Origin of the sequence: Brotaphodocola sp., from assembly GCF_050873065.1 — a bacterium.
Taxonomy (GTDB): Bacteria; Bacillota; Clostridia; order Lachnospirales; family Lachnospiraceae; genus Brotaphodocola.
This window is the reverse complement of sequence record NZ_JBNMIC010000003.1, coordinates 1-26087: the sequence shown is the minus strand read 5'-3', so window position 1 is coordinate 26087 and position 26087 is coordinate 1. Positions and strand designations below refer to the sequence as shown.

At 50.2% G+C, this 26087-nt stretch carries 24 protein-coding genes and 4 tRNA genes; 26 read left to right on the top strand and 2 right to left on the bottom strand.

Going from position 1 to position 26087, the window contains the following annotated elements:
• The first annotated feature begins 24 nt into the window (after positions 1-24).
• The 7 genes from ACR0QE_RS01635 (at position 25) to ACR0QE_RS01605 (ending at position 8229) form a co-directional block, all read left to right on the top strand.
• Entirely contained in the window at positions 25-546 is a 522-nt protein-coding gene (locus ACR0QE_RS01635) for a hypothetical protein (protein WP_432626641.1), read from the top strand.
• A 21-nt stretch (positions 547-567) separates the two neighbouring features.
• Complete coding sequence (locus ACR0QE_RS01630; protein WP_432626640.1) at positions 568-957, top strand: hypothetical protein; 390 nt, start codon at positions 568-570, stop codon at positions 955-957.
• 292 nt (positions 958-1249) lie between these two features.
• Entirely contained in the window at positions 1250-2332 is a 1083-nt protein-coding gene (leuB, locus tag ACR0QE_RS01625; protein WP_432626639.1) for a 3-isopropylmalate dehydrogenase, read from the top strand.
• Positions 2333-2405: 73 nt separating this feature from the next.
• On the top strand, positions 2406-4067 hold the full coding sequence (ilvD, locus tag ACR0QE_RS01620; RefSeq protein WP_432626638.1) for a dihydroxy-acid dehydratase: 1662 nt from the start codon (positions 2406-2408) through the stop codon (positions 4065-4067).
• A gap of 23 nt (positions 4068-4090) precedes the next feature.
• Entirely contained in the window at positions 4091-5797 is a 1707-nt protein-coding gene (ilvB, locus tag ACR0QE_RS01615) for a biosynthetic-type acetolactate synthase large subunit (RefSeq protein ID WP_432626637.1), read from the top strand.
• A 189-nt stretch (positions 5798-5986) separates the two neighbouring features.
• On the top strand, positions 5987-7072 hold the full coding sequence (serC, locus tag ACR0QE_RS01610) for a 3-phosphoserine/phosphohydroxythreonine transaminase (RefSeq protein WP_432626636.1): 1086 nt from the start codon (positions 5987-5989) through the stop codon (positions 7070-7072).
• Positions 7069-8229, top strand: coding sequence for a phosphoglycerate dehydrogenase (locus tag ACR0QE_RS01605; protein ID WP_432626635.1), 1161 nt, complete (start codon positions 7069-7071; stop codon positions 8227-8229). The genes serC and ACR0QE_RS01605 overlap by 4 nt, the downstream gene beginning before the upstream one ends.
• Positions 8230-8260: 31 nt before the next feature.
• Here the strand turns inward: ACR0QE_RS01605 and ACR0QE_RS01600 are convergent, their stop codons facing one another.
• Positions 8261-9145, bottom strand: coding sequence for a S8 family peptidase (locus ACR0QE_RS01600; RefSeq protein WP_432626634.1), 885 nt, complete (start codon positions 9143-9145; stop codon positions 8261-8263).
• An 817-nt stretch (positions 9146-9962) separates the two neighbouring features.
• On the opposite strand from ACR0QE_RS01600, the gene recA reads away from it, so the two are divergent.
• The 4 genes from recA to ACR0QE_RS01580 all read left to right on the top strand — a co-directional run bounded on the left by recA (position 9963) and on the right by ACR0QE_RS01580 (position 14594).
• Positions 9963-11024 carry a recombinase RecA gene (recA, locus tag ACR0QE_RS01595; RefSeq protein ID WP_432626633.1) on the top strand — a complete coding sequence of 354 codons (1062 nt, stop codon included), beginning with the start codon at positions 9963-9965 and terminating at the stop codon, positions 11022-11024.
• On the top strand, positions 10996-11628 hold the full coding sequence (locus ACR0QE_RS01590; protein ID WP_432626632.1) for a regulatory protein RecX: 633 nt from the start codon (positions 10996-10998) through the stop codon (positions 11626-11628). The genes recA and ACR0QE_RS01590 overlap by 29 nt, the downstream gene beginning before the upstream one ends.
• A gap of 161 nt (positions 11629-11789) precedes the next feature.
• The gene (rny, locus tag ACR0QE_RS01585) at positions 11790-13331 is read left to right on the top strand and encodes a ribonuclease Y (RefSeq protein WP_432626631.1); all 1542 of its coding nucleotides are present in this window, start codon (positions 11790-11792) and stop codon (positions 13329-13331) included.
• A 279-nt stretch (positions 13332-13610) separates the two neighbouring features.
• The gene (locus ACR0QE_RS01580; RefSeq protein ID WP_432626630.1) at positions 13611-14594 is read left to right on the top strand and encodes a cell wall-binding protein; all 984 of its coding nucleotides are present in this window, start codon (positions 13611-13613) and stop codon (positions 14592-14594) included.
• Positions 14595-14766: 172 nt separating this feature from the next.
• Here the strand turns inward: ACR0QE_RS01580 and ACR0QE_RS01575 are convergent, their stop codons facing one another.
• Entirely contained in the window at positions 14767-15576 is an 810-nt protein-coding gene (locus ACR0QE_RS01575; protein WP_432626724.1) for an MBL fold metallo-hydrolase, read from the bottom strand.
• 335 nt (positions 15577-15911) lie between these two features.
• Between ACR0QE_RS01575 and ACR0QE_RS01570 the strand changes: the two genes are divergently transcribed.
• The 15 genes from ACR0QE_RS01570 to ACR0QE_RS01500 all read left to right on the top strand — a co-directional run bounded on the left by ACR0QE_RS01570 (position 15912) and on the right by ACR0QE_RS01500 (position 25955).
• A complete protein-coding gene (locus tag ACR0QE_RS01570; protein ID WP_432626629.1) occupies positions 15912-17849 on the top strand; it encodes a fructose-1,6-bisphosphatase in 1938 nt (645 codons plus the stop codon).
• A gap of 35 nt (positions 17850-17884) precedes the next feature.
• Positions 17885-18397 carry a DUF1700 domain-containing protein gene (locus ACR0QE_RS01565; protein ID WP_432626628.1) on the top strand — a complete coding sequence of 171 codons (513 nt, stop codon included), beginning with the start codon at positions 17885-17887 and terminating at the stop codon, positions 18395-18397.
• Positions 18398-18680: 283 nt separating this feature from the next.
• Entirely contained in the window at positions 18681-19376 is a 696-nt protein-coding gene (locus tag ACR0QE_RS01560) for a C40 family peptidase (RefSeq protein WP_432626627.1), read from the top strand.
• A gap of 584 nt (positions 19377-19960) precedes the next feature.
• The gene (locus ACR0QE_RS01555; RefSeq protein WP_432626626.1) at positions 19961-20191 is read left to right on the top strand and encodes a hypothetical protein; all 231 of its coding nucleotides are present in this window, start codon (positions 19961-19963) and stop codon (positions 20189-20191) included.
• 19 nt (positions 20192-20210) lie between these two features.
• Positions 20211-20360: a hypothetical protein gene (locus ACR0QE_RS01550; RefSeq protein WP_432626625.1), complete on the top strand. Its 150-nt coding sequence runs from the start codon at positions 20211-20213 to the stop codon at positions 20358-20360.
• A complete protein-coding gene (locus ACR0QE_RS01545) occupies positions 20348-20659 on the top strand; it encodes a rhodanese-like domain-containing protein (protein ID WP_432626624.1) in 312 nt (103 codons plus the stop codon). Before ACR0QE_RS01550 ends, ACR0QE_RS01545 begins: the two co-directional genes overlap by 13 nt.
• A 187-nt stretch (positions 20660-20846) precedes the next feature.
• Positions 20847-21398 (top strand): phosphodiesterase, encoded by a 552-nt coding sequence (gene yfcE, locus ACR0QE_RS01540; protein WP_432626623.1) that lies wholly within the window; start codon positions 20847-20849, stop codon positions 21396-21398.
• 81 nt (positions 21399-21479) lie between these two features.
• Positions 21480-22643: a THUMP domain-containing class I SAM-dependent RNA methyltransferase gene (locus tag ACR0QE_RS01535; RefSeq protein WP_432626723.1), complete on the top strand. Its 1164-nt coding sequence runs from the start codon at positions 21480-21482 to the stop codon at positions 22641-22643.
• On the top strand, positions 22630-24102 hold the full coding sequence (locus ACR0QE_RS01530) for a lectin like domain-containing protein (protein ID WP_432626622.1): 1473 nt from the start codon (positions 22630-22632) through the stop codon (positions 24100-24102). Before ACR0QE_RS01535 ends, ACR0QE_RS01530 begins: the two co-directional genes overlap by 14 nt.
• 86 nt (positions 24103-24188) lie before the next feature.
• Positions 24189-24800, top strand: a complete 612-nt coding sequence (rdgB, locus tag ACR0QE_RS01525) for an RdgB/HAM1 family non-canonical purine NTP pyrophosphatase (protein WP_432626621.1) — start codon at positions 24189-24191, stop codon at positions 24798-24800.
• On the top strand, positions 24801-25286 hold the full coding sequence (locus ACR0QE_RS01520; protein WP_432626620.1) for a YfcE family phosphodiesterase: 486 nt from the start codon (positions 24801-24803) through the stop codon (positions 25284-25286).
• A 276-nt stretch (positions 25287-25562) separates the two neighbouring features.
• Positions 25563-25637: transfer RNA gene (locus tag ACR0QE_RS01515), tRNA-Pro, on the top strand.
• A gap of 37 nt (positions 25638-25674) precedes the next feature.
• Positions 25675-25745: transfer RNA gene (locus tag ACR0QE_RS01510), tRNA-Gly, on the top strand.
• 27 nt (positions 25746-25772) lie between these two features.
• Positions 25773-25846, top strand: a tRNA-Arg gene (locus ACR0QE_RS01505).
• 35 nt (positions 25847-25881) lie between these two features.
• Positions 25882-25955, top strand: a tRNA-His gene (locus ACR0QE_RS01500).
• Positions 25956-26087: the final 132 nt, after the last annotated feature.

Below are 26087 nucleotides of genomic sequence, written 5' to 3'. Positions count from 1 at the left end.
TTAGAATAGAAGGAGACGATAGAGATGAAGAAAGCATGGATGAAAGCAGCAGTTCTGACACTTGCGATGTCTGCAATGTCTGTGACGGCAGCGTTTGCAGGTGAGTGGGGAAAAGTTGGACAGAGATATTTTTATTACCAGGAGGACGGTACGGTTGCAAAGAATCAGTGGATTGCATCCGCTGACGGAACCGGGGCTTACTGGGTCGGCGTCGACGGAGTGATGGCAGCCGGACAGTGGGTAAATACTGATGATGCCTGGTACTATGTGGGTGAGGATGGGCTGCGCCTGACGAATCAGATGCTCAAGCAGAACTCCGATCTTTACTGGCTCAAGGAAGACGGAAAGATGGCAGTCAATGAGTGGGTTCAGAATGAAGAGGGCAAGTGGTACTACATGCAGGCGAACGGTCGTGCAATCAAGAACGGCTGGAAGCTGATTGACGGAGATTACTATTACTTCCTGAAAAACGGAGTGATGGCAGCAGATGCGCTTGTTCCGGGCGGTTACCGGGTCGGCGCAGACGGAAAATGGGTGCAGAATTAAATCCGGCAAAGAGGGATGCGGATGAGAGAAAAGAGACGGACAGCAGGATGGACCGCACTGACGATAATCTTTTTCCTTGCGATGACTGTCACGGCGTATGCGAAGACCGGATGGGTCTATAATGGATCTGCGTGGAATTATTACAGCGCAGACGGGACACTCGCGGAGAATCAATGGCTCAAAGATGGGGATTCTCTTTTCTGGATTCAGGGAGATGGAACCATGCTGGTCAATGAGTGGCACCAGGACGGAAAGATCTGGTACTGGTTTGATGCGAGCGGATGTGCAGTCACGGGCTGGCAGCAGATCAATGGAAAATGGTATTATTTTTTCGAGGATCACACGATGGCGACAAGCCAGTATATCAACAGTTACTATGTCGGCAAGGACGGTGCCTGGATTCAGAAGTGACATCGAAAACAGAAACCGGGAGAAACAGAAATAAAAACGGAAATACGGGCTGGAATACAGACCAAAATACACAGGCGGCAGGGCTGTGGAGAGAATATCTCCGCGGATCCTGCCGTTTTTTGCATAATTTTTGTTTTCTCCATAACTCCAGATTATGCAGTCAATTCCAATCTCGTATGGATTTTCTGGAATAAATTCGGGGGATAGAGTTGAAAAAACCCATCAAATGCGTTAATATGGGAAGAAACGATAAAAAATTTAAGAAAAACGGAGAAATAGAGGGAGAAAAGCCATGGACTGTAAGATTGTAACGATTCCTGGAGACGGAATCGGACCGGAGATTGTGCGTGAGGCATGTAAGGTACTGAACCGTGTCGGCGAGGTATATGGACATAAATTTGATTATACAGAGATCCTGATGGGAGGCTGCTCCATCGATGCATATGGAGTTCCGCTGACGGAGGAAGCACTGAATACAGCAAAACAGAGCGATGCAGTCCTGCTTGGAGCAGTTGGCGGCAACGTGGGAAATTCAAGATGGTACGATGTGGCACCGAATCTGAGACCTGAGGCGGGGCTGCTGGCAATCCGCAAAGGTCTTAATTTATTTGCAAACATCCGTCCGGCTTACCTCTATAAAGAGCTTGCAGAGGCATGTCCGTTAAAGAAGGAGATCATCGGAGACGGCTTTGATATGGTAATCATGAGAGAGCTGACCGGCGGTCTTTACTTCGGAGAGCGCCATACTGAGGAGGTTGACGGATGCCTTCAGGCAACCGATACCCTGACCTACAATGAGAAAGAGATCCGCCGGATTGCAGTAAAGGCATTTGACATTGCGATGAAGCGCAGAAAGAGCGTGATCAGCGTGGATAAGGCAAACGTCCTGGATTCATCAAGACTTTGGAGAAAAGTTGTTGAGGAGGTTGCAAAGGATTATCCGGAAGTAACTCTCAGCCATATGCTCGTTGATAACTGTGCAATGCAGCTCGTGATGAACCCGGGCCAGTTTGATGTCATCCTGACCGAGAACATGTTCGGCGACATCCTCTCCGATGAGGCGAGCATGATTACCGGTTCCATCGGAATGCTCTCTTCCGCAAGCCTGAATGAGACGAAGTTCGGTCTCTATGAGCCGAGCCACGGATCTGCACCGGACATCGCTGGAAAAGACATTGCAAACCCGATTGCAACGATTCTCTCCGCAGCAATGATGCTGAGATATTCCTTTGATCTGGACAAGGAAGCAGATGCGATTGAGGCAGCTGTACAGAAGGTGCTGACAGATGGATACCGCACCGCTGATATCATGGCAGAGGGATGCAAGAAAGTCGGAACCACCGAGATGGGTGATCTGGTCGCAGCAAATATTTAAAAGATCTGATCGGAATGATGGACTGAGACTTGATAGGATCAGAAATTCACATACAGTACAGGAGGAGTCAAAAATGAGAAGTGATAATGCAAAATCCGGAATGCAGCAGGCGCCGGCACGTTCCCTGTTCCGCGCGCTGGGACTGACGGACGAAGAATTAGAGAAACCGTTAATCGGTATTGTGAGCTCCTACAACGAGATTGTACCGGGCCATATGAACCTGGATAAGATTGTAGATGCAGTCAAACAGGGTGTTGCGATGGCAGGAGGCGTTCCGATCGTATTCCCGGCAATCGCAGTATGTGATGGAATTGCAATGGGACATGTAGGAATGAAGTACTCTCTGGTGACGAGAGATCTGATCGCAGATTCCACGGAGTGTATGGCGATGGCTCATCAGTTTGATGCCCTTGTCATGGTGCCGAACTGCGATAAGAATGTTCCGGGACTTCTGATGGCAGCAGCCCGTCTGAACATCCCGACCGTATTTGTCAGCGGCGGTCCGATGCTTGCAGGCCATGTAAAGGGACGTAAGCGCAGCCTTTCTAGTATGTTTGAGGCAGTTGGTTCCTATGCGGCAGGCACAATGACAGAGGAAGATGTAAAAGAGTACGAGTGCAAGGTCTGCCCGACCTGCGGTTCCTGCTCCGGCATGTACACGGCAAACAGCATGAACTGTCTGACTGAGGTTCTCGGAATGGGTCTTCGCGGAAACGGTACGATTCCGGCTGTATATTCCGAGCGTATTGTCCTCGCAAAGCACGCAGGAATGGCTGTTATGGATATGCTCAAGAAAAATATCCGTCCGCGTGACATTATGACAGAGGCAGCATTCCGCAATGCACTGACGATGGATATGGCACTTGGATGCAGCACGAACAGCATGCTTCATCTGCCGGCAATCGCACATGAGGCAGGTGTGGAGCTGAACGTGGATATCGCAAATGAGATCAGCGCAAAGACCCCGAACCTGTGCCACCTTGCACCGGCAGGTCCGACTTACATGGAGGATCTGAATGAGGCAGGCGGAATCTATGCAGTTATGAAGGAGATCAGCAAGCTCGGACTTCTGAACCTCGACTGCATGACCGTGACCGGAAAGACCGTTGGCGAGAACATCAAGGATGCGGTCAACCACAATCCGGAAGTTATCCGCACAATCGACAATCCGTACTCCAAGACCGGCGGAATCGCTGTTCTCCGCGGAAACCTGGCACCGGATTCCTGTGTTGTAAAACGTTCCGCAGTCGTTCCGGAGATGCTTGTGCATGAGGGACCGGCCCGCGTCTTCGACTGTGAGGATGATGCGATTGTCGCAATCAAGAGTGGAAAGATTGTTGCCGGTGACGTCGTTGTCATCCGTTACGAGGGACCGAAGGGCGGTCCGGGAATGAGAGAGATGCTCAACCCGACTTCCGCAATCGCAGGAATGGGACTTGGTTCTTCCGTAGCACTGATCACAGACGGACGTTTCTCCGGAGCATCGAGAGGAGCATCCATCGGACATGTATGTCCGGAGGCAGCAGCAGGCGGCCCGATCGGTCTGGTAGAGGAAGGCGATATGATCGCAATCGACATCAATGCGAATACGATCACGCTGAAAGTATCCGATGAGGAGCTGGCAAGACGCCGTGCAAACTGGACTCCTAAGAAGAAAGAGGTTACCGGCTATCTGAAGCGTTACGCACAGCTGGTAACAAGCGCAGACAAGGGAGCAGTACTGCAGGGAAATTAACGCGAGAGAAAGGAATGTTTGCCATGGCGGAAACGAGAGTACTCAATGGCTCGGAGATCGTGATTGAATGCCTGAAAGAGCAGGGTGTCAAGACGGTATTCGGTTATCCGGGCGGAGCAATTTTAAATATTTATGACGCACTTTACAAGCATCAGGATGAGATTCATCACATCCTGACATCTCATGAGCAGGGAGCTGCACATGCGGCAGACGGATATGCGCGTGCAACCGGAAAAGTCGGCGTATGCTTTGCAACTTCCGGACCGGGTGCAACAAATCTGGTTACCGGTATTGCAACTGCTTACATGGACTCCATTCCGCTCGTTGCAATCACCTGCAACGTCGGTGTGAGTCTGCTTGGACGCGACAGTTTCCAGGAGATCGACATCACCGGTGTGACGATGCCGATCACAAAATACAACTTCATCGTGAAAGATGTCAGCAAGCTTGCAGATGTTGTCCGCAGAGCGTTCAAGATTGCGCAGAGCGGACGTCCGGGCCCGGTTCTGATCGATATCACGAAGGATGTGACCGCGGCAGAATATCCGTATGAGCCGAAGGATCCGGAGCCGATCGTTCCTCAGACGGATACGATCCGCGAGGAGGATATCGAGACGGCACTTGACCTGATCCGAAATGCAAAGAAGCCGTTTATCTTTGTCGGCGGCGGTGCTGTGCTTTCCAATGCCTCCGAGGAACTGCGCACTCTGGCACACCGGATTCAGGCTCCGGTTGCCGATTCCCTGATGGGAAAGGGCGCATTCGACGGAACGGACGAGCTTTACACCGGTATGGTCGGCATGCATGGAACAAAGCCTTCCAACTTCGGTATCACCGAGTGTGACCTGCTGATCGTTGCAGGTGCGCGTTTCAGCGACCGTGTGACCGGAAATGCCTCCAAATTTGCAAAGAACGCGAAGATTCTCCAGATCGATGTCGATGCGGCAGAGATCAACAAGAATATCCGCACCCATGCAAGCGTTGTCGGAGATTTGAAGACGGTTCTGAGAAAACTCAATGCCCGTCTTGACCCGATCAACCATGAGGAGTGGCTTGCGCACATCGAGCGCCTGAAGGATATGTATCCGCTCCGCTACGACAAGAGCCAGCTGACCGGTCCGTTCATCATGGAGACGATCAGCGAGCTGACACAGGGAAATGCGATTATCGCAACTGAGGTCGGCCAGCACCAGATGTGGGCCGCCCAGTATTACAAATACAGAAAACCGAGAACCCTTCTGACTTCCGGCGGTCTCGGCACGATGGGCTACGGCCTTGGTGCTGCAATGGGCGCGAAGATGGGATGCGGCGATATGGGATGTCCGGATACTCCGGTCTTCAACATTGCCGGTGACGGATGCTTCCGCATGAACTTAAATGAGCTTGCAACGGCTTCCCGTTACAACATTCCGATTATTGAAGTGGTCATCAACAACCACGTTCTCGGTATGGTGCGCCAGTGGCAGACGCTGTTCTACGGAAAGCGTTACTCTGCAACCGTGCTTGACGATCAGGTTGATTTCGTGAAGACTGCGGAGGGACTTGGAGTCAAGGCATATCGCGTAACCGGAAAGGACGACTTAAAGGGCGTTCTTGAGGAAGCGATGGCACATCAGGGTCCGGTTGTGATTGACTGTCAGATCAACTGTGACGACAAGGTATACCCGATGGTATCCCCGGGTGCTCCGATTCAGGACGCCTTTGATGATACAGATTTAAAGATTAACTAGAATGAACAACTAGAACAAACAACTGAATAGCATCGAAAACATGTCTGACTACTTACATGCGGGGGTTCGCTCCCGCATATGTAGTAATAGTGCTTCTGTTCACAGAAATCTGTCATTTCATTTGCATGTTTCTGTGGACGAAACATGAAGGAAAACTCCAAGAGAGAACAGAGAGAGGGAGGAACAAACGTGGGAAGAGTGTATAATTTTTCGGCTGGCCCGGCTGTACTGCCGGAGGAAGTTCTGAGAGAAGCAGCAGAGGAAATGCTGGATTACAAGGGTACCGGCATGTCTGTTATGGAGATGAGTCATCGCTCCAAGGCGTTTGAGACGATCATTCAGGAGGCAGAGCAGGATCTGCGCGATCTGATGAACATTCCGGACAATTACAAAGTTCTGTTTTTGCAGGGTGGTGCACATCTGCAGTTTGCAGCGATTCCGATGAACCTGATGAAAAATCGCGTTGCGGATTACATCATCACCGGACAGTGGGCGAAGAAGGCATACAAAGAGGCTCAGAAGTACGGAAAGGCAGTTGCGGTTGCCTCAAGTGAAGACAAGACGTTCAGCTACATTCCGGACTGCTCCGATCTGCCGATTGATGAAGATGCCGATTACGTTTACATCTGTGAGAACAACACGATTTACGGAACCAAGTTTAAAACTCTGCCGAACACGAAAGGCAAACCGCTAGTATCCGATATCTCTTCCTGTTTCCTGTCCGAGCCGATCGATGTGACAAAATACGGTCTGCTCTACGGCGGCGCACAGAAGAATGTGGGACCGGCAGGCGTTGTCATCGTGATTGTCAGAGAGGATCTTGTGACGGAGGATGTGCTCGAGGGAACCCCGACAATCTGCATGTACAAGACACAGGCAGATGCAAAATCTCTGTATAATACCCCGCCGGCATACGGCATTTATATCTGCGGAAAAGTATTCAAGTGGATCAAGAAGCAGGGTGGTCTTGAGGCAATGAAAGAGTACAATGAGAAGAAGGCAAAGATTCTCTACGATTTCCTTGACCAGAGCAAGCTGTTCCACGGAACGGTTGCAAAGGAAGACCGCTCCCTGATGAACGTTCCGTTTGTGACAGGCAACCCGGATCTGGATGCGGAGTTTGTAAAAGAGGCGACCGCAGCCGGATTTGTAAACTTAAAGGGACACCGCACTGTGGGTGGTATGCGTGCAAGCATTTACAACGCAATGCCGATTGAGGGTGTGGAGAAACTGGTAGAGTTCATGAAGAAATTTGAGGAGGCACATCAGGCATGAGAAAAATTCACTGCTTAAATGCAATTTCGAAACACGGCACAGATCTGCTGACGGCAGATTATGAGCTGACGGATAATGTGAAGGAGGCAGCGGGCATTCTCGTCCGCAGTGCTTCTCTTCACGAGATGGAGTTCCCGGACTCCCTGCTGGCGGTTGCCCGTGCCGGAGCAGGTGTCAACAACATTCCGCTTGACGCATGTGCACAGGAGGGAATTGTCGTATTCAACACTCCGGGTGCAAATGCAAATGCCGTAAAGGAGCTGGTGATTGCAGCTCTGATGATGGCTTCCCGCGATATTCTCGGCGGAATCAACTGGTGCATCGACAATGCGGAGGATGCCAATATCGCGAAGTCTGTTGAGAAGGCAAAGAAGGCGTTCGCAGGATGTGAGATCCGCGGAAAGAAACTTGGCGTGATCGGACTTGGTGCAATCGGTGCAGAGGTCGCAAATGCAGCTGCCGGACTCGGCATGGAAGTGTACGGCTATGATCCGTTCATCTCTGTTCAGGCGGCATGGATGCTCTCAAGAGATGTCAAGCACACGACAAATCTCGACACGATCTTTAAGGAGTGTGATTACATCACCCTTCACGTGCCGGCACTTGACAGCACAAAGGGAATGATCAACAAGGCAGCATTTGAGCAGATGAAGGATGGTGTTGTCATCCTGAACTTTGCCCGTGATCTTCTCGTCGACGAGGATGCGATGGCAGAGGCACTTAAGTCTGGCAAGGTAAAGCACTATGTGACCGATTTCCCGAATCCGAAATCCGTACATATGAAGGGCGCGATTGTCACCCCGCACATCGGTGCTTCCACGGCAGAGTCTGAGGACAACTGTGCGAAGATGGCAGTGAAGGAGATTATGGATTATCTCGAGAACGGAAATATCCGCAACTCCGTAAACTACCCGGCATGTGATATGGGTGTGAAGAAGAGCGCATCCCGTGTGGCAGTGCTTCATCTGAACATTCCGAACATGATCGGTCAGATCACCGGCGTTCTTGCAGGCGGCGGAATCAACATCTCCGACATGACAAACAAGAGCCGTGATAAGTATGCATACACGCTGATGGATCTTGAGTCCGTTCCGGATGATATTCTCGTTCAGAAACTGAATGCAATTCAGGGTGTTCTGCGTGTGCGTGTTCTGTAAAATATAGTGCGCAGTGATTGACGTGCGATTTTTATTCTAAGAGCCGTTTGAGATCGAGCATTCCCCAGCCCTGCTGGTTGTGGGGGAGCCCGAGATCGACGGCTTTTTCTCTTAAATAAAGTTTGACATCGCGGTTTGACATATCGGGATATTTTTCGAGGAGCAGGGCAATCGCTCCGGAGACGAGAGGGGTCGCCATGCTTGTTCCGCTCTTTGCGATATATCCCGGAGACGAGGCACAGCAGCTTGTGATCGATGCTCCCGGGGCAATGATATCCGGTTTGCAGATGCAGGAGCAGGTAGGCCCGCGCCCTGAGTAATGAACCATGCGGTTCCCCATGATCAGGATCTCCTTTTCATCGTCGGAACAGCCGACGGTGATGACTTTTCGGCTGATGCCCGGGGTAGTGATGGAGCTTCGCTCCGGCCCGCGGTTTCCCGCAGCGACGACAACGACAAGGCCGGCATCCCAGGCGGCATCGACACCGCGGACGAGAACGGAATTCTCCCCCATATTTCTGCGGGAGAAGGAGCCGACGGAAATGTTGACGATTCGGATATCAAACTGCTTTTGATGCTGGCGGATCCAGCGCAGCCCGGCGAGTACATCGGAGGCGCGTCCGCTTCCCTGACGATCGAGGACTTTTACCGGAATCAGGTTACATCCCGGGGCAATTCCGCGAAAGCGCCCGCCGGAGAGCGAACCGTTTCCGGCGATGATGCCGCAGACGTGGGTTCCGTGGCCATTGTCATCGTAGGGCAGGGATCTGCGCCCGATGATGTCGAAAAAGGCTCTGATCTGTCCATTGAGATCCGGATGGGGAGCGCATCCGGTATCGAGCACGGCAACACCAATGCCTGATCCGGTCAGAGAACAGTCATCGTTTCCATTTATGAGAAGTCTTGCTTGATCCATGAAAATCTCCCGGATATTTCTGGTTGTTCTGTTAGTTATAGATTATTCGCAACGTTCCCGCACCTTCACACTTACACGTGAAAATCCAGGAAAATCTGACGAAAAAATCCTTTGTAGGAATCTTAATAATTTCTTCAGAATCTATTTAAACAATATACATTTTTTTCGGAAAATGATGTGCTATACTAAGACCATAATAAATGCAGGAAACAATCCTTAGTCCTTTTTGAAATCGGAATTCCTAACACGAACAAGCACCCTGTGTCCCCCATCACGACACAGGGTGTTTGTGACAGCAGGTTTTTAAATAGGTCTTTTTAGAGTTCACAAAATTTTATCTGTTTTATTCAGGGCGCATCGCCAGAGATTCACAAACTATAATAGTTATTTTATAAGGTTTTTGTATACACAACGATTTGATAATTCCTTTATATATTTTTCTGTTTAAATCTAATCCAAGTTAGAATCCATTCCGGTTTTCTTTCTTAGGGGATTTAGATGTAAAATATATTTTGCTTTTACTAAAATTACGGAGAGAAGGTGAAAATAGAGAAAACAGGCTCTGACGGCGGGAAAGATTCTGCAAACCCGTGTGAGACGTTGGTGTTTAGACCGCGTAGTTTGCGGTCTTATGCACCATTACGTCGAACCCGGAGCGCGAGCGTGTTTACAGGACTTTATCCACCGGACAGAGCCGTAAAAAGAAACCAAAAGAATTTAATGGCGACTTCTGACCAAGAAAAAACAGTTGACAGAACCCCAAGATTATACTATGATTATAAGCATAGAAAGAACGTATGTTCGTATGGAGGAAGACATGAATAAAGATGATAAGCTGAAAGCATTGGATGCGGCGATTACGCAGATTGAGAAATCCTATGGCAAGGGATCGATCATGAAACTTGGAGATTCCGGAGCAAATATGAATATCGAGACGACTCCGACCGGCTCGATCAGTCTGGACATTGCACTTGGACTTGGCGGTGTGCCGAAGGGACGTGTGATTGAGATCTACGGACCGGAGTCGAGTGGTAAGACGACGGTTGCACTTCACATGGTTGCAGAGGTACAGAAGAGAGGCGGTATTGCCGGATTTATCGATGCAGAGCATGCTCTGGATCCTGTTTACGCAAAGAATATCGGCGTTGATATTGATAACCTCTATATTTCCCAGCCGGACAACGGAGAGCAGGGTCTTGAGATTACGGAGACGATGGTGCGTTCCGGTGCCGTGGATATCGTGATTGTCGACTCTGTGGCAGCTCTTGTACCGAAGGCAGAGATTGATGGAGAGATGGGCGATTCCCATGTCGGTCTTCAGGCGCGTCTGATGTCTCAGGCACTGCGAAAGCTGACCGGTATCATCAGCAAGTCCAACTGTTCCGTCATCTTCATCAACCAGCTTCGTGAGAAAGTCGGCATCATGTTCGGAAATCCGGAGACGACGACCGGCGGACGTGCGCTGAAGTTTTACTCTTCCGTTCGTCTGGATGTGCGCCGTGTCGAGGCGATCAAGCAGGGCGGTGAGGTTGTCGGAAACCATGTCCGCGTCAAGGTAGTCAAGAATAAGATTGCACCGCCATTCCGTGAGGCAGAGTTTGATATCATGTTCGGTCAGGGTATCTCGAGAGAGGGAGATATCATTGATCTGGCAGTGAAGGACAACGTGATCGAGAAGAGCGGTGCCTGGTATGCCTACAATGGCTCAAAGATTGGACAGGGTCGTGAGAATGCAAAGATTTATCTCAAAGAACATCCGGAAGTATTCGCGGAGGTTGAGCAGAAAGTCCGCGCCATTCATGGTCTTCAGGGAAGCCCGGTGATGCCGGAGAGCACAGGAAAGACCGCGGATGAGGCGGAGACTGACGGTGAGGAGTAAGCAGACAGGCTGGGCGGGACGACGACGTGCAGGGACAGAATTTGACACCGACAAAAGAGACTGTAAAGCCTTGGGAGATGTTGGTGGTTCAGAGGGCTGTGACAGCACGAACCGTGCAGGATCGCGTATCCGGGAGAGGAGGAGTGCCAGAGAGTGTGCACTCTCTCTTCTCGAATACCGGGATCGCACAGAACAGGAGCTCAGACAGAAACTTTTGGAACGGGAGTATTCGGAGGACGAAATCGAAGAAGCCGTTCTTTTTTTGAAGGAATACCGTTATCTCGATGACGAGGCATATGCGGGGAGATTTATCCGCTCCCAGTCCGGAAAAAAGAGCGCGCGCCAGATCCGCGCAGCCCTTGAGCGCAAGGGAGTGAATCGGGAGATCATCGCCTCCTGCCTTGAGGAGGAGCCGGTTGAGGAGGAGCGCCAGGTTCGCGCTTTTCTCGAAAAGAAGGGTTATCGGGCCGGGGAGAGACTGGAGGCGGATGCATACCGGAAACTGACAGCGGCGCTTGCAAGGCGGGGATTTTCTTGGGATGTGATCCGCAGGACAATGGAAAATATGGCATCCGGGAGCGAATGGAACGACACGGATTTTTGATGAGAATTTTGTCAAAAACAGACGGATTTTCATGGAAATAAAAGTTACCCAGAGGGTTGGCGCAGACCCCTGTTACGCTTGACATAATGCATAAAACAGTTTAAAATTGTAGTGTTGTATTGGTGTACAATGAAAACTAAATAAGGAGGTGCTCCTGTGTCATGATAGTAATAGCGGTTATAATAACACTGTGTGTTGTGGCGCCTATTAGCTGGTGTCTGGCAGTTGCGAATCGGAAGAAGACTTACGAAGCGAAGATCGGGACTGCGGAAGAAAAAGCCAGAGAGATAATAGATGAAGCGTTAAAGACGGCAGAGACAAAGAAGCGAGAAGCTCTCCTGGAGGCGAAGGAAGAGTCTTTAAAGACGAAGAATGAGCTGGATAAAGAGACAAAGGAAAGAAGAGCGGAACTTCAGCGCTATGAGCGGCGTGTACTGAGCAAGGAAGAAAATCTGGACAAGAAATCAGAGAACATGGAGAAACGGGAATCAGCCCTCGCTGCCCGTGAGGAGGCTTTGAACCGGCGCAACGCCGAGACAGAGGCCCTCTACGAGAAGGGAATCGAGGAACTGGAACGAATCTCGGGACTGACAACGGAGCAGGCCAAGGAATATCTTCTCCGGTCTGTTGAGGCGGAGGTCAAGCATGACACTGCCAAGATGATCAAGGAGATGGAGAACAAGGCAAAGGAAGAGGCCGATAAGAAGGCAAAAGACTATGTGGTAACCGCCATTCAGAGATGTGCGGCTGATCATGTGGCTGAGAGCACGGTATCGGTTGTTCAGCTTCCGAATGATGAGATGAAGGGCCGAATCATTGGACGTGAAGGCCGCAACATCCGTACTCTGGAGACCCTGACCGGCGTGGAACTGATTATCGATGATACCCCGGAGGCAGTTGTTCTTTCCGGTTTTGATCCGATTCGCCGTGAGGTGGCAAGGATCGCCCTGGAACGCCTGATTGTGGATGGACGTATTCATCCGGCAAGAATCGAGGAGATGGTGGAGAAAGCACAGCGCGAAGTGGAGTCCAATATGCGTGAGGACGGTGAGTCTGCAACGCTTGAGGTTGGAATTCATGGAATCCATCCGGAACTCGTGAAACTGCTCGGAAAGATGAAATTCCGTACCAGTTATGGACAGAACGCTCTGAAACATTCGATTGAGGTCGCTCAGCTCTGCGGACTTCTCGCAGCTGAGGTCGGTGTGGATGTTCGCATGGCAAAACGTGCAGGTCTTCTGCATGATATCGGAAAATCCGTTGACCATGAGATGGAAGGCTCTCATGTACAGCTCGGTGCAGAACTGTGCCGGAAGTATAAGGAGTCCCCGATTGTGATCAATGCGGTGGAGTCCCATCATGGAGATGTAGAACCTCAGAGTCTGATTGCATGTCTGGTGCAGGCGGCAGATACGATTTCCGCTGCAAGACCGGGTGCAAGACGAGAGACCCTTGAGACTTACACAAACCGTCTGAAACAGCTTGAGGATATCACGAACTCCTTCAAGGGAGTAGACAAGTCCTTTGCCATTCAGGCAGGTCGTGAAGTTCGCATTATGGTCGTTCCGGAGCAGGTTTCCGATGATGATATGGTGCTGATGGCACGCGAGATTTCCAAGCGCATCGAGGATGAGCTGGAATACCCGGGCCAGATCAAGGTAAATGTGATCCGCGAGTCTCGTGCAACTGATTACGCAAAATAAAATAAATCAGCTTGGATAAAGTACAAAAAGATCGAGGATGTATATGGCAGAAATGCCTGTACATCTTCGGTCTTTTTTCTTACGATTTTGTTCTAAAGTTTACGAAACAGGGAAGTCCCTTGACAGAAGAGTTGTCATGTAATAGAGTGAAAATACAGAAAATGTGTGCACAAAACAGCACCCATGAGAGGCCCGTATGTTCTGAGAAAAGAGTGACCGAGAGAAAGAGAAAAAACGGGGCGTACGGGATAGAATGATATGGAGATGGAGGGGGAACAAGTGAGAAAGACAAAGATAACAGCGAAGGCAGCGGGCCTGTTGGTACTCGGATGCCTGTTTGCTGGGATGGCTGCAATGCCTGTTTTTGCAGCGAGCAGAAAGAGGATCAGTTCTGTGAATATCGAGGTTGAGGCCCAGATCCAGCCGGAGACTCGAATCGGAGAAGAGACCATTGATGTGAGCGTCAAGGGCGGAAAGTATTACTACGATTACTATGATGTGGAGAATGACGGATTTGAGTGGGGAACGGACGACATTCCGAAAATCAGCATTTATCTGAGAGCGGAGGCCGGATATTATTTCTCGCTGACGAAAGCAAGTTCCGTTAAGATTTCCGGTGCGACCTATGTCAAGGCAACGAAGGAGGATTCCTCCGAGACCCTGAAGCTGACTGTCAAGCTGCCGTCGCTGGCAGAGAGTGTCGGCGACCAGTCGGATGTCACGCTGACCAACAATGGCTATGCGATCTGGAAAGAGGTCCGCGGGGCAGGAAGCTATGAAGTCCGCCTTTACCGCAATGGTGAGGGAGTTGGAGCGACAATGCTCACGACGGAGGTGCCTCATTACAATTTCCAGAACGTGATGACGAAGCCGGGAGATTATCAGGTCAAGGTGCGCCCGGTCAATAAGGTCAATACGGAAAATAAGGGAACCTGGAAAGAATCGACGGTCATCAGACTGAGTTCTGAGGATGCCGCAAGAATCCGAAACGGAGAAGGCGGAGGCATGCCTGTGACGGGTGAGTGGCTGTCCGATCAGACCGGCTGGTGGTACAAGCACAGCGATAAGAGCTACACGAAGAACAACTGGGAAGAGATTGACGGAAAGTGGTATTTCTTCGGTGAGGACGGTTACATGAAGACGGGATGGATCGACTGGAACGGAAAGAGATATTACTGTGACAAGAACGGTGTGATGCTCACGAACACGACGACACCGGACGGAACAATTCTTGGATTTGACGGAACACCGAAGACGGACTAAACTGGTAAAAATTACGGCTCCGATGGCGAGTAAAATCCTGCAAACTCGCCTCGTTGCCTGTATATAGGTTTATAAAATGAATGATAAAAAAGATCTGGCTGAAGAATTTCAACAGCCAGATCTTTTTTATCTTATTTACGTTACGGGAAATGATGGGTTGAAAGGAGAATGTTTAGAGATCGATGATCTCCTCATCATTCGGAACATAGACATTCCCGTGGAAATATTTGCGGGCTTCCGCGGTATAGAGTTCCTTGCGGGTTGCGAGAGTCTTGTCCTCGGTGTGCCACAGCACGAGGTTGGAGATGCCGAGACGCTCAGCAAGCTCACTTGCATCCTTTGCGGTGCTGTGATGCTTCTCATACGGTTTGAAGCGCTCACGGTCCTCGTAGAGACAGAATGCCTCATGGAGAAGCCAGTCGCTGCCTGCAACGTATTTCTCGCACAGATCGTTGTACGGCTCATCTCCGGCGCAGGTCAGGCGCTTGCCGTTTTTGAGCGTCATTGTGAATCCGTACTGCTTTGCCTTTGTGGAGTGGATGTCGAAGAATGTCACATCGCTCTCCAAAATGTGAAGGGTTTCCCCGTCGTGAACAGCGGTCAGATGGATCCGGTCACCGATCAGGCGGTAAAGCTTGCCCTGAAGTGTCAGGCGGCAGAAGGTATCGATTGTGGAGACGAGATCTTCATGGCAGTAGATGTGGAAGTCACCCTCGTAGCTTCCGTTCAGGATGCGGGTTGCGACGAAGCGGACCATCCACACGACTCCGAGAAGGTGATCGGTGTGCTCGTGGGTCACGAAGAGATGGTGGATCTGCTCATAGCGGACGTGCATATCTTCGAGAATGCGCAGGATCCCATTGCCGCCTCCGGCGTCGACCATGAAGAACTGGTCGTCCTGCTTAATGGCAAAACAGGTGTTATAACAGTGGGTGACAGCGGCATTTCCGGTTCCGAAAACATATAATTGTTCCATGTGTATTTCCTCCAGTTTCGTAGGATTTCCTCTGATTTTGCATGAGAGGACAAAAGCTGTACAGTAACAGTGCCTATCGGGTACAGTGGCAAAATATCTTTGACCCCAACATTACTTTATGCTACTATAATTTTATGGAAAAAGCAATGAGAAGACGGGATCGCAGAAAAAGCGGAGTTACTGTACATGGGTAGGCATTTTCTGGACGGAAAATGCCGTATGATACAGTGGTGGCAGCAGATTCTGCCGACATGACAGGATGGGGAGAGACGGGAAAGTTCGTTACCGGCTGTGCAGTGTGTAAGTAGTGCGGGCCGTAACAGAGTAGGAGAAAACATAGTATGAGAGATTTGGAATATCTGAAGCTGTTGGCGAGGGAATATCCGAGTGTCAAGGCAGCTTCAAGTGAGATCATTAATTTAAAGGCAATTTGTGGTCTGCCGAAAGGAACCGAGTACTTTTTCAGCGACCTTCATGGAGAGTATGAGGCGTTTGTCTATCTGCTCAGAAGTGCTTCCGGAATCATCCGTGAGAAGATCCGTGAGACCTTCGGCCATATCATTCCGGAAGACGAGCAGGTGGAGTTGGCAAACCTGATCTATTACCCGGACCGGAATTTAGCGCGCCTGATTGCGGAGGAAAAGTGCACCGAAGACTGGCAGAGAATCACGATCTATCGCCTTGTGGAGATCTGCAAGGTGGTTGCGTCAAAATACACCCGCTCCAAGGTCAGAAAAAAGATGCCCAAGGAGTTCGCCTACGTCATCGACGAACTTCTCCATGTGGATTATAATGATGAGAATAAACGGGTATATTATGGAGAAATCATCCGTGCGATTATCGACACGAAGGTGGCAGATAAGTTTATCGCCGCGATCTGTGAGCTGATTCAGAACCTGACGATTGACAACCTGCACATCATCGGAGATATTTTTGATCGAGGACCGCGCGCGGACATCATCATGAATGAGCTGATGCAGTTCCATGATGTCGATATCCAGTGGGGAAATCATGATATTTCCTGGATGGGAGCGGCGACCGGAAACCCGGCGTGTGTCTGCAACGTGCTGAGAATCGCAATCAGCTACAACAGCTTTGATGTGCTTGAGGATGGATATGGAATCAACCTGCGCCCGCTTTCGATGTTTGCGGCAAAAGTTTACCGCGATGACCCGTGCACGCGGTTTACGCCGAAGATCCTTGATCAGAATATTTACGATGCGGTAGATCCGGGACTTGCGGCGAAGATGCACAAGGCGATTGCTGTACTCCAGTTCAAGGTGGAGGGACAGATCATCCGCCGCCATCCGGGGTACAAGATGGATGACCGCATCCTGCTTGAGCAGGTTGATTACAATGCCGGAACCGTGTGCATTGACGGAAAAAATTATCCGCTTCTCGACACGAATTTCCCGACGATCGATCCGGCGCATCCGCTGAAACTTTCCAAGGAAGAGGAGGAACTTCTCCACACCCTTGTGCTCTCTTTCAAACACAGTGAACTTCTCCACCGCCACATTCGTTTCCTCTATGCGCGCGGAGAACTCTACAAGTGCTGCAATGGAAATCTCATGTATCACGGATGCATTCCGATGAAGGAGGACGGCAGCTTTGAGGAGATGATCTGTGACGGGGAGGCACTGTCCGGCCGTGCGCTGATGGACTACATCAGCGGCCAGATCCGTCAGGCGTACTTCTTAAACGACGGAGAACCAGGCAAGGAGCGTGCGAGAGACTTCATGTGGTATCTGTGGTGCGGGGCAAAGTCGCCGGTCTTTGGAAAAGATAAGATGACGACGTTTGAGCATTACTTCATTGCGGACAAGTCCCTCCAGAGGGAGCACATGAATCCGTATTACAAGCTGAGTCAGAAAGAGGAAGTCTGTGACCGGATTTTTGAGGAGTTTGGACTTCCGAAACACGGATCCCACATCATCAACGGCCATGTGCCGGTGAAGATCAAGGACGGGGAGACACCGGTGAAGGCAAACGGAAAACTCTTTGTCATTGACGGAGGTCTGTCAAAAGCTTACCAGAAATATACCGGAATTGCAGGTTACACGCTGATCTACAATTCAAATCATTTAGCGCTCGCTGAACACAAACCGTTTAACCCGAATGTGGAGAGCACTCCGCGTGTCTCCATCGTGGAGAAGATGAAGAGCAGGGTGATGGTTGGAAATACCGACAAGGGAAAAGAGCTGAAAGCGATGATCGATGATTTAACCGAGCTGGTGGCAGCATTCCGCAGAGGTGACATCAAAGAGCAGAACGACTAGACAGAATGACTAGACGACTAGAATCGAGGACAATTATGAATAAAATAGAATTTTTACAGGGGCTTCAGTCAGCCCTTTCCGGAAATGTACCGCCTGAGACTGTGCGGGAAAATCTGCGCTATTACAGCGACTATATCCGGGCGGAGGTACAGAAGGGAAGATCCGAGAAAGACGTGATGGAAGAACTCGGAGATCCGCGCCTGATTGCGAGAACGATCATGGATGCGACTCCGGGAGCCGGAGAGGGAATGTTTGAGGAATACCGCTCCTTCATTCCGTTTGGCTCTTCGAGCGCGGATAGCGGTTATGCGGGTGAGACCCGGAATGAGGGCGAGCCGCAGGCGCAGGGAGGCATCTTTACGGGGAATTCCAGTGTGCATTACTATGATTTAAACAAGTGGTACTGGAAGCTCGCGGCTGTTCTTGTGGCTGTGCTGGTTGTCACACTGATCATCACGGTTGTCGGAGGAATCTTGAGCATCCTGATTCCGATTCTTCCGATTATCTTCCTTGTCATGATTGTGATGTGGTTCGTGAGAGGAAGATAAAGGAACGTCATAAGTCAATAGTGACAAAAAAACAGAGAAATCTTTAAGAGAAACCGTCACAAAATATTAATAAAGTGTAAACAATGGTCCAAAAAACTTGACGCCTCCAATCTTGATATGTATAATAACGATGTAACATATTTAATAATTATGTAATAATTAAGGTGCCGGAAGAGAGCTGGAAGCTGTAAGACGGTGAAAGCGCTCGCCGGCATTGCTTTGAGAACATATAAACAAGCAAAATAGATATAGGAAAAATTCTGGATTGGAGTGGATGTAAGAAATGAATAAATCGGTACTTTACATAGCTGCAGCAGTGCTGACAACAGGTTCTGTATTCTGGACAAACCCTATGGTATCCCGTGCAGAGACCTCAACAAAGGCAATCAAAATCTCTGAGGCTTTAAATCTTCCGGAGCTTGAGATTCCGGAAATCGCAAATGTAGCAGCTGTTGTCGAGGAAGAAGTACAGGTTGAGGAAGAAGAGGCAGCAGATGTTGAGGCAGAGGTTATTGATATGCAGGCCGGCCCGGACATCGCTGTTCAGAAAGCTTTAGCAGAGAAGAAGGCAGCAGAGGAGACAAAAGCAGCAGAGGAAGCAGCAGTAAAGGCGAAAGCAGATGCTCGTCAGAATGTTGTCGCATATGCGCTTCAGTTTGTCGGCGGAAAGTACCGTGCAGGCGGAAATGACCCGCACACCGGAGCTGACTGTTCCGGATTTGTAAAATACGTTCTGGAGCACGCAGCAGGAATCTCCATGAACCGTTCCTCAAGCTCTCAGGCAACACAGGGACACAAGATCACTTCAAACGATATGCAGCCGGGCGATCTGATTTTCTACGGAAAGGGATCAAGCATCAGCCATGTAGCAATGTACATTGGTGACGGCAAGATCGTTCACGCTTCCACAGAGCGTACCGGAATTAAGGTTTCCAAGTGGAATTACCGCACACCGATCAAGATTGTCAGTGTATTCTAATCGATTCTGATTTTCACATAATCTGTCAGACCAGGATCAGTTAAAAGAAAGATGCGAAAATAGAACAGGACAGCAGGACGAGACAGAAAAAATGAGACGGGAAGAGGCGTTTTACGGCCTTTTGCCGTCTTTTTGCGTAGATACACGTTCTCAATTATTGTTTTTATTACTGGTTCTATATCAGGGCTCTATGTCAATCGTTGGGGGATTTTTTATCTTGCGGAATTCTGCATGAATGGAGAAAGAGCCGGGACAGGGGAGCTGTTCCGACTCTTTCTGAGGGGAGTATAAAATAATTAATAAGGCTGAAGAAAATGATTTTAAGGGAAATCGATTTTCTTCTAGTTTATTATACGTTATACGCCGGAAAAATGCAAGAGATTAACTGTCTGGAAGCGGGCAAATCACAGGGAGTGTCGGCGTTTTCGTGTTGCACAAACACCAATGGATTTTGTCGGTGCTTTGCATTCTAAAACGGCGATGAATTTCCAGATCTGGAAGCCAGAATCTGGCGGTATAGATGAGACATCACAGGTTCATACTAATCCTGCATTAAAAATTATGATGTTCAGGAGGAAAATGACATGAAAGATTCTTACAGCAACAGTCAGAACAATTCCAGAGACAATTCCAGAAACAGCTTCAGAGACAACAGCAGAAATAACGCGAGAAACAACAGCCGGGATTCCTACTCAAACCGCAGTGAGAACAACAGCGGGGAAGAGCGCGATGATTACGAGAAAAGCTACGGCAGAAATTCATCCCGCAACAAGATGAACAATCAGAGTAATCAGAACAATCAGAGAGAACAGTAAATCTGAGTGAAGCCCGCAAATGGGCTTTCAGACAGCAGATCCGATTGAGATCGAAAATACGCGAAAAGTGGCATACCATTTCATCCCGGAGAAATCTGGGACAAAGTGGTGTGCCCTTACATATTCTGATAAAAAGAGGACGATAGAGGGGCTGGCATGTGGTGTCTGATCAGCAGCAGGGATCTGGAACGCTATCTTGACGAAGGAAGGGAGCTCTTTCTGGCGGATTTAAGGGAACGCCGGGATTATGAGGCAGGACATATTCAGGGAGCGATCAATTTTCCGGGAGATTCCTGGCGGATGAGGATCTTAGAATTCCCGAGAGACCGTCTGATCGTTCTTTACTGTTATCATGGACCGAACAGTCTGCTTGCAGCGCGTCAGCTGTCCGCGATGGGTTTTCAGACAGCAGATTTATATGGCGGAATGGACGGCTACCGCGGAAAATATATTACGGTGGACAGATAGTGTCTTTCGTTGACAACTATCTGGCAAGGTTATAAAATATTATGTAACAATCAGGAGACGATAAAAAACACCTGTCGCCGTTTGCTCTGTGCCAAAATTGCGACAGTTACCTGAAAAAAAGGAAGGAGAACCGTTGCCGCATCTGTCAGAATTTTTGAGACGGAAGGGCGACTGGGAGAAGAAAGATATGATGAAAAAATACATGTTTGCATCAGATGTTCACGGATCTGCATGGTATTGCAGAAAAATGCTGGAGGCCTATGACCGTTCCGGCGCAGAGCGTCTGATTCTGCTCGGTGATCTTCTGTATCACGGACCGAGAAATGATCTTCCGAAGGAGTATGCGCCGAAGGAAGTGATCGCCATGCTCAATGAGCGCAAAAATGAGATCTGCACCGTGCGCGGAAACTGTGAGGCAGAGGTGGACCAGATGGTCTTAAACTTCCCGGTGATGGCAGACTATGCGCTGCTTGAGCTCAACGATCTCACCTTTTTTGCAACTCATGGACATGTCTTCAACGAGGAGCATATGCCGCCGTTAAAGGCAGGAGATATCCTTGTTCACGGCCACACCCATCTGCTTCGCGCAGACAAGGTGGGAGACAACTACATCCTCAATCCGGGTTCTGTATCGATCCCGAAGGGCGGAAATCCGGCGACCTATGCGATTCTGGACGGAAAGACATTCCGGATTCTGGACTTTGACGGAAAGGTTGTCAAGGAGATCACCTTGGGCTAGGGGATTGCCACGAACAAAAAATAATATATTCTACGATTCATTTGTAAGATTATTCAGCAGGAGAAAATAAAAAATATGGCGATAAAAACCTACGAACTGATTGCACCTTGTCACTTTGGACTGGAGGCGGTCCTCAAGAGAGAAATTCTGGATCTTGGCTATGAGATTTCTCGCGTGGAAGATGGAAAGGTGACTTTCATCGGAGATGCGGAGGCGATCTGCAGGGCAAATGTCTTTCTGCGGACAGCAGAGAGAGTTCTGTTAAAAGTCGGAGAGTTTCGGGCAGTGACCTTTGATGAGCTGTTTGAGAAGACGAAGGCACTTCCGTGGGAAGAATATATTCCGGTTGACGGAAAATTCTGGGTGAAAAAGGCAAACTCGATCAAGAGTAAGCTGTTCAGCCCGTCGGACATCCAGTCGATTATGAAGAAGGCGATGGTGGATCGCATGAAGCACGCATATGGCGTCGGCGTGATTCCGGAGACAGGCGCTTCCTATCCGATCCGCGTAGCATTTTACAAGGATGTGATCACAGTGGCGCTCGACACAACCGGAGAGTCCCTGCACAAGCGCGGATACCGCAAACTTACGAGCAAGGCGCCGATCTCGGAGACGCTCGCCGCAGCGCTGATCATGCTGACTCCGTGGAATAAGGACAGAATCCTTGTCGACCCGTTCTGCGGAAGTGGAACGTTCCCGATCGAGGCGGCGATGATCGCTGCAAACATGGCGCCGGGAATGAACCGTTCCTTCCTGTCTGAGGACTGGAAGAATCTGATTCCGCGCAAATGCTGGTATGAGGCGATGGATGAGGCCGAGGAGCTTGTGGATGACAGCGTGAGCGTCGATATTCAGGGATACGATGTGGACGGGGACATCATCAAGTCCGCGAGAGCGAATGCGGAGGCAGCGGGAGTCGGTCATATGATTCACTTCCAGCAGCGCCCGGTGAGCCAGCTGAGTCATCCGAAAAAGTATGGTTTCCTGATCACAAACCCGCCTTACGGAGAGCGTATTGAGGACAAGAAGAACCTGCCGGAGCTGTACAGCCAGATCGGGGAGCGGTTTGCGGCTCTTGACAGCTGGTCTGCATTTATCATCACCTCCTATGAGGATGTGGAGAGATATATGGGACGGAAGGCAGACCGCAACCGCAAAATCTATAATGGCATGATGAAGACGTACTTCTACCAGTTCCTCGGACCGAAGCCGCCGAAGCGCAAACCGGAGCATGAAGAAAAGTAGTATTTCACACAGCGGATCCAACGGTTTTTTTATTCCTGCGCGCCTGTTCATCATTCTGGGCACTGTTCTTGCAGTCTCCGGCTGCGCAGGCGGCTGGGGAGAGAAAAATGCGGGCACGATAGAGTCCGGGCAGACGGCAGGTGTGGATCTTGCTGAACGTGAGAGTGAAGTAGATGGGACGGCGGGAGAACAGACCGGGGAGGCGGAAGGCGGGACAGAGGAGTCCCGGGGAGAGGCTCTCCCAAGGCGCTATGATGCGCGGGAAGACGGAAGAACGTCCTTTGTCAAAGATCAGGGAGAACGCGGAACCTGTTGGGCTTTTGCGGCGATGCAGGCACTTGAGAGCTCCCTGCTTCCGGACGAGTCATACGACTTTTCGGAGGATCACATGGTGCACGACCCGGACTTTATTTTGAGCTCGGAGGAGGGCGGTGACTATGTGATGGCGATGGCCTATCTTCTGTCGTGGCGCGGACCGGTTCTCGAGTCGGAAGATCCTTACGGTGACGGAGTTTCGCCGGAGGGACTCTCCCCTTCCAAACATGTTCAGGAAATCCGCCTTCTGCCCTCCGGGGACCGCGAGGCGATCAAGCGCGCGGTTTACACGACGGGAGGCGTGCAGAGTTCGCTCTACACAGAACTTCAGAAAGATGGAAATGACACGGCTTACTACAATCAGAACACGCAGGCTTACTGTTATCCGGGGGACGAGGCGCCGAACCACGATGTGGTGATTGTGGGCTGGGACGATGATTTCCCGGCGGAGAATTTTACAACCGAAGTCCCGGGCGACGGAGCTTATCTGTGTGAGAACAGCTGGGGCACCCAGTTTGGCGAGGCAGGATATTTCTATGTCTCCTATTATGACCGGAACCTCGGAAAGACCAATCTGCTCTATTCAAAGACGGAAGATCCGGACAATTACAGCCGGATTTATCAGAGTGACCTGTGCGGCTGGCTCGGTCAGATCGGTTATGGAGAGGAGACGGTCTGGGCGGCAAATGTGTATCAGTCCGGGGAGACGGCGGAGAATGTCTGTGCAGTCGGATTTTATGCGACGGATTCGAACACGGAGTATGAGGTCTATGTGATTCCGGACATTCCGAAAAATCAGGAATCAGCGAAGGCGAAACTCTCCGCAGGCGGTGCAAAAAAGACAAAGTTCCTCTGCGGAAAAGGAACGGTTGACGATGCGGGATATTACACGATCTCTCTTGACCGACAGGTTCAAGTCCTGCCAGGGACGCGATTTGCGGTCATGGTGCGCTTAAAGACGCCGGGGGCAGTTCACCCTGCCGCAGTCGAGTACGACACGGGAGACGGCCGTTTCCGCGTTGATTTGAGCGATGGAGAGGGATATGTGAGCCCGGATGGAACGATGTGGGAGAGAACGGAGGATGCCCAGAAGTGCAACCTGTGCCTGAAAGCCTACACGAAGACAGAGAAAACGAGCGGATGAGCGGCAGCTTGAATTCAGAAACACAGAATCATGGATACATGAATAGAACCTTTGATGGGGAGAAACAGAGGGAGAGAGGATAATAAATGAAACACAGAATTGTATTTGCAACCGGAAATGCCGGAAAAATGAGAGAGATCCGGGAGATTCTCGGGGATCTCGGCTGTGAGATTGTATCGATGAAGGAAGCGGGAGCAACACCAAAGATCGAGGAGAATGGACAGAGTTTTGCCGAGAATGCAGAGATCAAGGCACGCGCGGTCTGGAACTGCACAGGAGGTATTGTCCTCGCAGATGATTCCGGACTTGTCGTGGATTATATCGGGGGAGAGCCGGGAATCCTTTCTGCGCGTTATCTCGGTGAGGAGACTTCTTATGAGATCAAGAACCAGGCGATCATTGACCGGCTTGAGGGAGCCGAGGGCGGGGAGCGTTCTGCGCGCTTTGTGTGCAACATTGCGGCTGTGCTTCCGGATGGTCGTGTGCTTCACACAGAGGCGACGATGGAAGGGCTGATTGCAAAGGAGCCGGCAGGCTGCGGCGGATTCGGCTATGATCCGATTCTGTATCTTCCTCAGTTCGGAAAGACGTCGGCAGAGATTACGATGGAGCAGAAGAACCAGATCAGCCATCGAGGAAAGGCGCTCGAGGCGATGAAAGAAGAATTGCGAAAAGTTCTCGGGGAGGAAATGGAGTAGATGAAAATTCTGATTGTGAGTGATACGCATCGGAAGGATGACAACCTGAAATGGGTTCTGAAGGAGGAAGCTCCTCTTGACATGATGATTCATCTCGGAGATGCAGAGGGAAGTGAGGTGGAGATTCCCAAGTGGGTCAATGAGGGATGTGAGATTGTCATGGTTCGCGGAAACAACGACTTTTTCTCCTCGCTCGAGAGGGAGATCGAGCTTGATCTCGGACCGCATCGGATTTTCCTGACGCATGGCCATTATTACAACGTCTCGCTCGGCGTTGAGACGCTTGAGCAGGAGGCGATCGAGAGAGGCTGTGACATTGCGATGTATGGCCATACCCATCGCCCTTACCTCGAGATTGGCGATCAGGTGACGATCCTCAATCCGGGCAGTCTCTCCTACCCGAGACAGGAGGGGCGCCGTCCATCCTATATGATCATGGATATGGAGGACGACGGAAGGGTGCATTTCCACACCTATTACCTCTAAGATACCTCTAAGAGAAATGCGTGGTGATTCCGATTGCTTTGCACATCTGTATGATGATTGGCGATGCGGTCAGAGGGACTTGAATCTGTCGGCAAAGCGGATCGGAATTACGCGCATTTTGAATGGTTTTTCTGCGGAAAATGGGCAAGATAAAAAAATAAAAAAAGTTTTGCAAAAAGTGTTGACAAATACCGAAGTGTGTTTTATAATGATACTCGCGTTGTTCGACAGCGGTTGAAACGGAAACAGAGCTGGAACAAGCGATTTCAAAACATCCGGGGTGTGGCTCAGCTTGGCTAGAGCGCCTGGTTTGGGACCAGGAAGTCGCAGGTTCGAATCCTGTCACCCCGACTGTGTGACAACACAACAAGGCAGATCAAGCCAATCTGCGGGCGTAGTTCAATGGTAGAACACCAGCCTTCCAAGCTGGATACGTGGGTTCGATTCCCATCGCCCGCTTCCGAAAAACTTTTGTTTTTCGAGAATGAGTCTGTAGCTCAGCTGGATAGAGCAACGGCCTTCTAAGCCGTGGGTCGGGGGTTCGAATCCCTTCAGGCTCATTTGCATACTGAAAAGTATGACAAAATGATATATGGTGGGTATAGCGCAGTTGGTTAGCGCGCCAGATTGTGGCTCTGGAGGCCAAGGGTTCGAATCCCTTTATCCACCCTGAGAAATCCCTTTAAGGGATTTTTTTTGTATGATAGGAAATTGCGTCCTATCATACAAAAAATGCTCCGCAAGGATGCGCACTCGGCGCAGGGGAAGATGGTTGCCAAAGCAACCGCGCCTCGGCGCGAG

What these genes read in the sequence shown, in the direction of transcription:
- yfcE (WP_432626623.1), top strand. Translation starts at nt 20,847, where the DNA reads ATGATGAAAAAATACATGTTTGCATCAGATGTTCACGGATCTGCATGG.
- ACR0QE_RS01560 (WP_432626627.1), top strand. Translation starts at nt 18,681, where the DNA reads ATGAATAAATCGGTACTTTACATAGCTGCAGCAGTGCTGACAACAGGT.
- ACR0QE_RS01590 (WP_432626632.1), top strand. Translation starts at nt 10,996, where the DNA reads ATGAGGCGGAGACTGACGGTGAGGAGTAAGCAGACAGGCTGGGCGGGA.
- ACR0QE_RS01600 (WP_432626634.1), bottom strand. Translation starts at nt 9,145, where the DNA reads ATGGATCAAGCAAGACTTCTCATAAATGGAAACGATGACTGTTCTCTG.
- ACR0QE_RS01555 (WP_432626626.1), top strand. Translation starts at nt 19,961, where the DNA reads ATGAAAGATTCTTACAGCAACAGTCAGAACAATTCCAGAGACAATTCC.
- ACR0QE_RS01520 (WP_432626620.1), top strand. Translation starts at nt 24,801, where the DNA reads ATGAAAATTCTGATTGTGAGTGATACGCATCGGAAGGATGACAACCTG.
- leuB (WP_432626639.1), top strand. Translation starts at nt 1,250, where the DNA reads ATGGACTGTAAGATTGTAACGATTCCTGGAGACGGAATCGGACCGGAG.
- ACR0QE_RS01570 (WP_432626629.1), top strand. Translation starts at nt 15,912, where the DNA reads ATGAGAGATTTGGAATATCTGAAGCTGTTGGCGAGGGAATATCCGAGT.
- ilvB (WP_432626637.1), top strand. Translation starts at nt 4,091, where the DNA reads ATGGCGGAAACGAGAGTACTCAATGGCTCGGAGATCGTGATTGAATGC.
- rdgB (WP_432626621.1), top strand. Translation starts at nt 24,189, where the DNA reads ATGAAACACAGAATTGTATTTGCAACCGGAAATGCCGGAAAAATGAGA.
- ACR0QE_RS01630 (WP_432626640.1), top strand. Translation starts at nt 568, where the DNA reads ATGAGAGAAAAGAGACGGACAGCAGGATGGACCGCACTGACGATAATC.
- ilvD (WP_432626638.1), top strand. Translation starts at nt 2,406, where the DNA reads ATGAGAAGTGATAATGCAAAATCCGGAATGCAGCAGGCGCCGGCACGT.
- ACR0QE_RS01635 (WP_432626641.1), top strand. Translation starts at nt 25, where the DNA reads ATGAAGAAAGCATGGATGAAAGCAGCAGTTCTGACACTTGCGATGTCT.
- ACR0QE_RS01550 (WP_432626625.1), top strand. Translation starts at nt 20,211, where the DNA reads ATGGGCTTTCAGACAGCAGATCCGATTGAGATCGAAAATACGCGAAAA.
- recA (WP_432626633.1), top strand. Translation starts at nt 9,963, where the DNA reads ATGAATAAAGATGATAAGCTGAAAGCATTGGATGCGGCGATTACGCAG.
- ACR0QE_RS01565 (WP_432626628.1), top strand. Translation starts at nt 17,885, where the DNA reads ATGAATAAAATAGAATTTTTACAGGGGCTTCAGTCAGCCCTTTCCGGA.
- ACR0QE_RS01605 (WP_432626635.1), top strand. Translation starts at nt 7,069, where the DNA reads ATGAGAAAAATTCACTGCTTAAATGCAATTTCGAAACACGGCACAGAT.
- rny (WP_432626631.1), top strand. Translation starts at nt 11,790, where the DNA reads ATGATAGTAATAGCGGTTATAATAACACTGTGTGTTGTGGCGCCTATT.
- ACR0QE_RS01530 (WP_432626622.1), top strand. Translation starts at nt 22,630, where the DNA reads ATGAAGAAAAGTAGTATTTCACACAGCGGATCCAACGGTTTTTTTATT.
- ACR0QE_RS01545 (WP_432626624.1), top strand. Translation starts at nt 20,348, where the DNA reads ATGTGGTGTCTGATCAGCAGCAGGGATCTGGAACGCTATCTTGACGAA.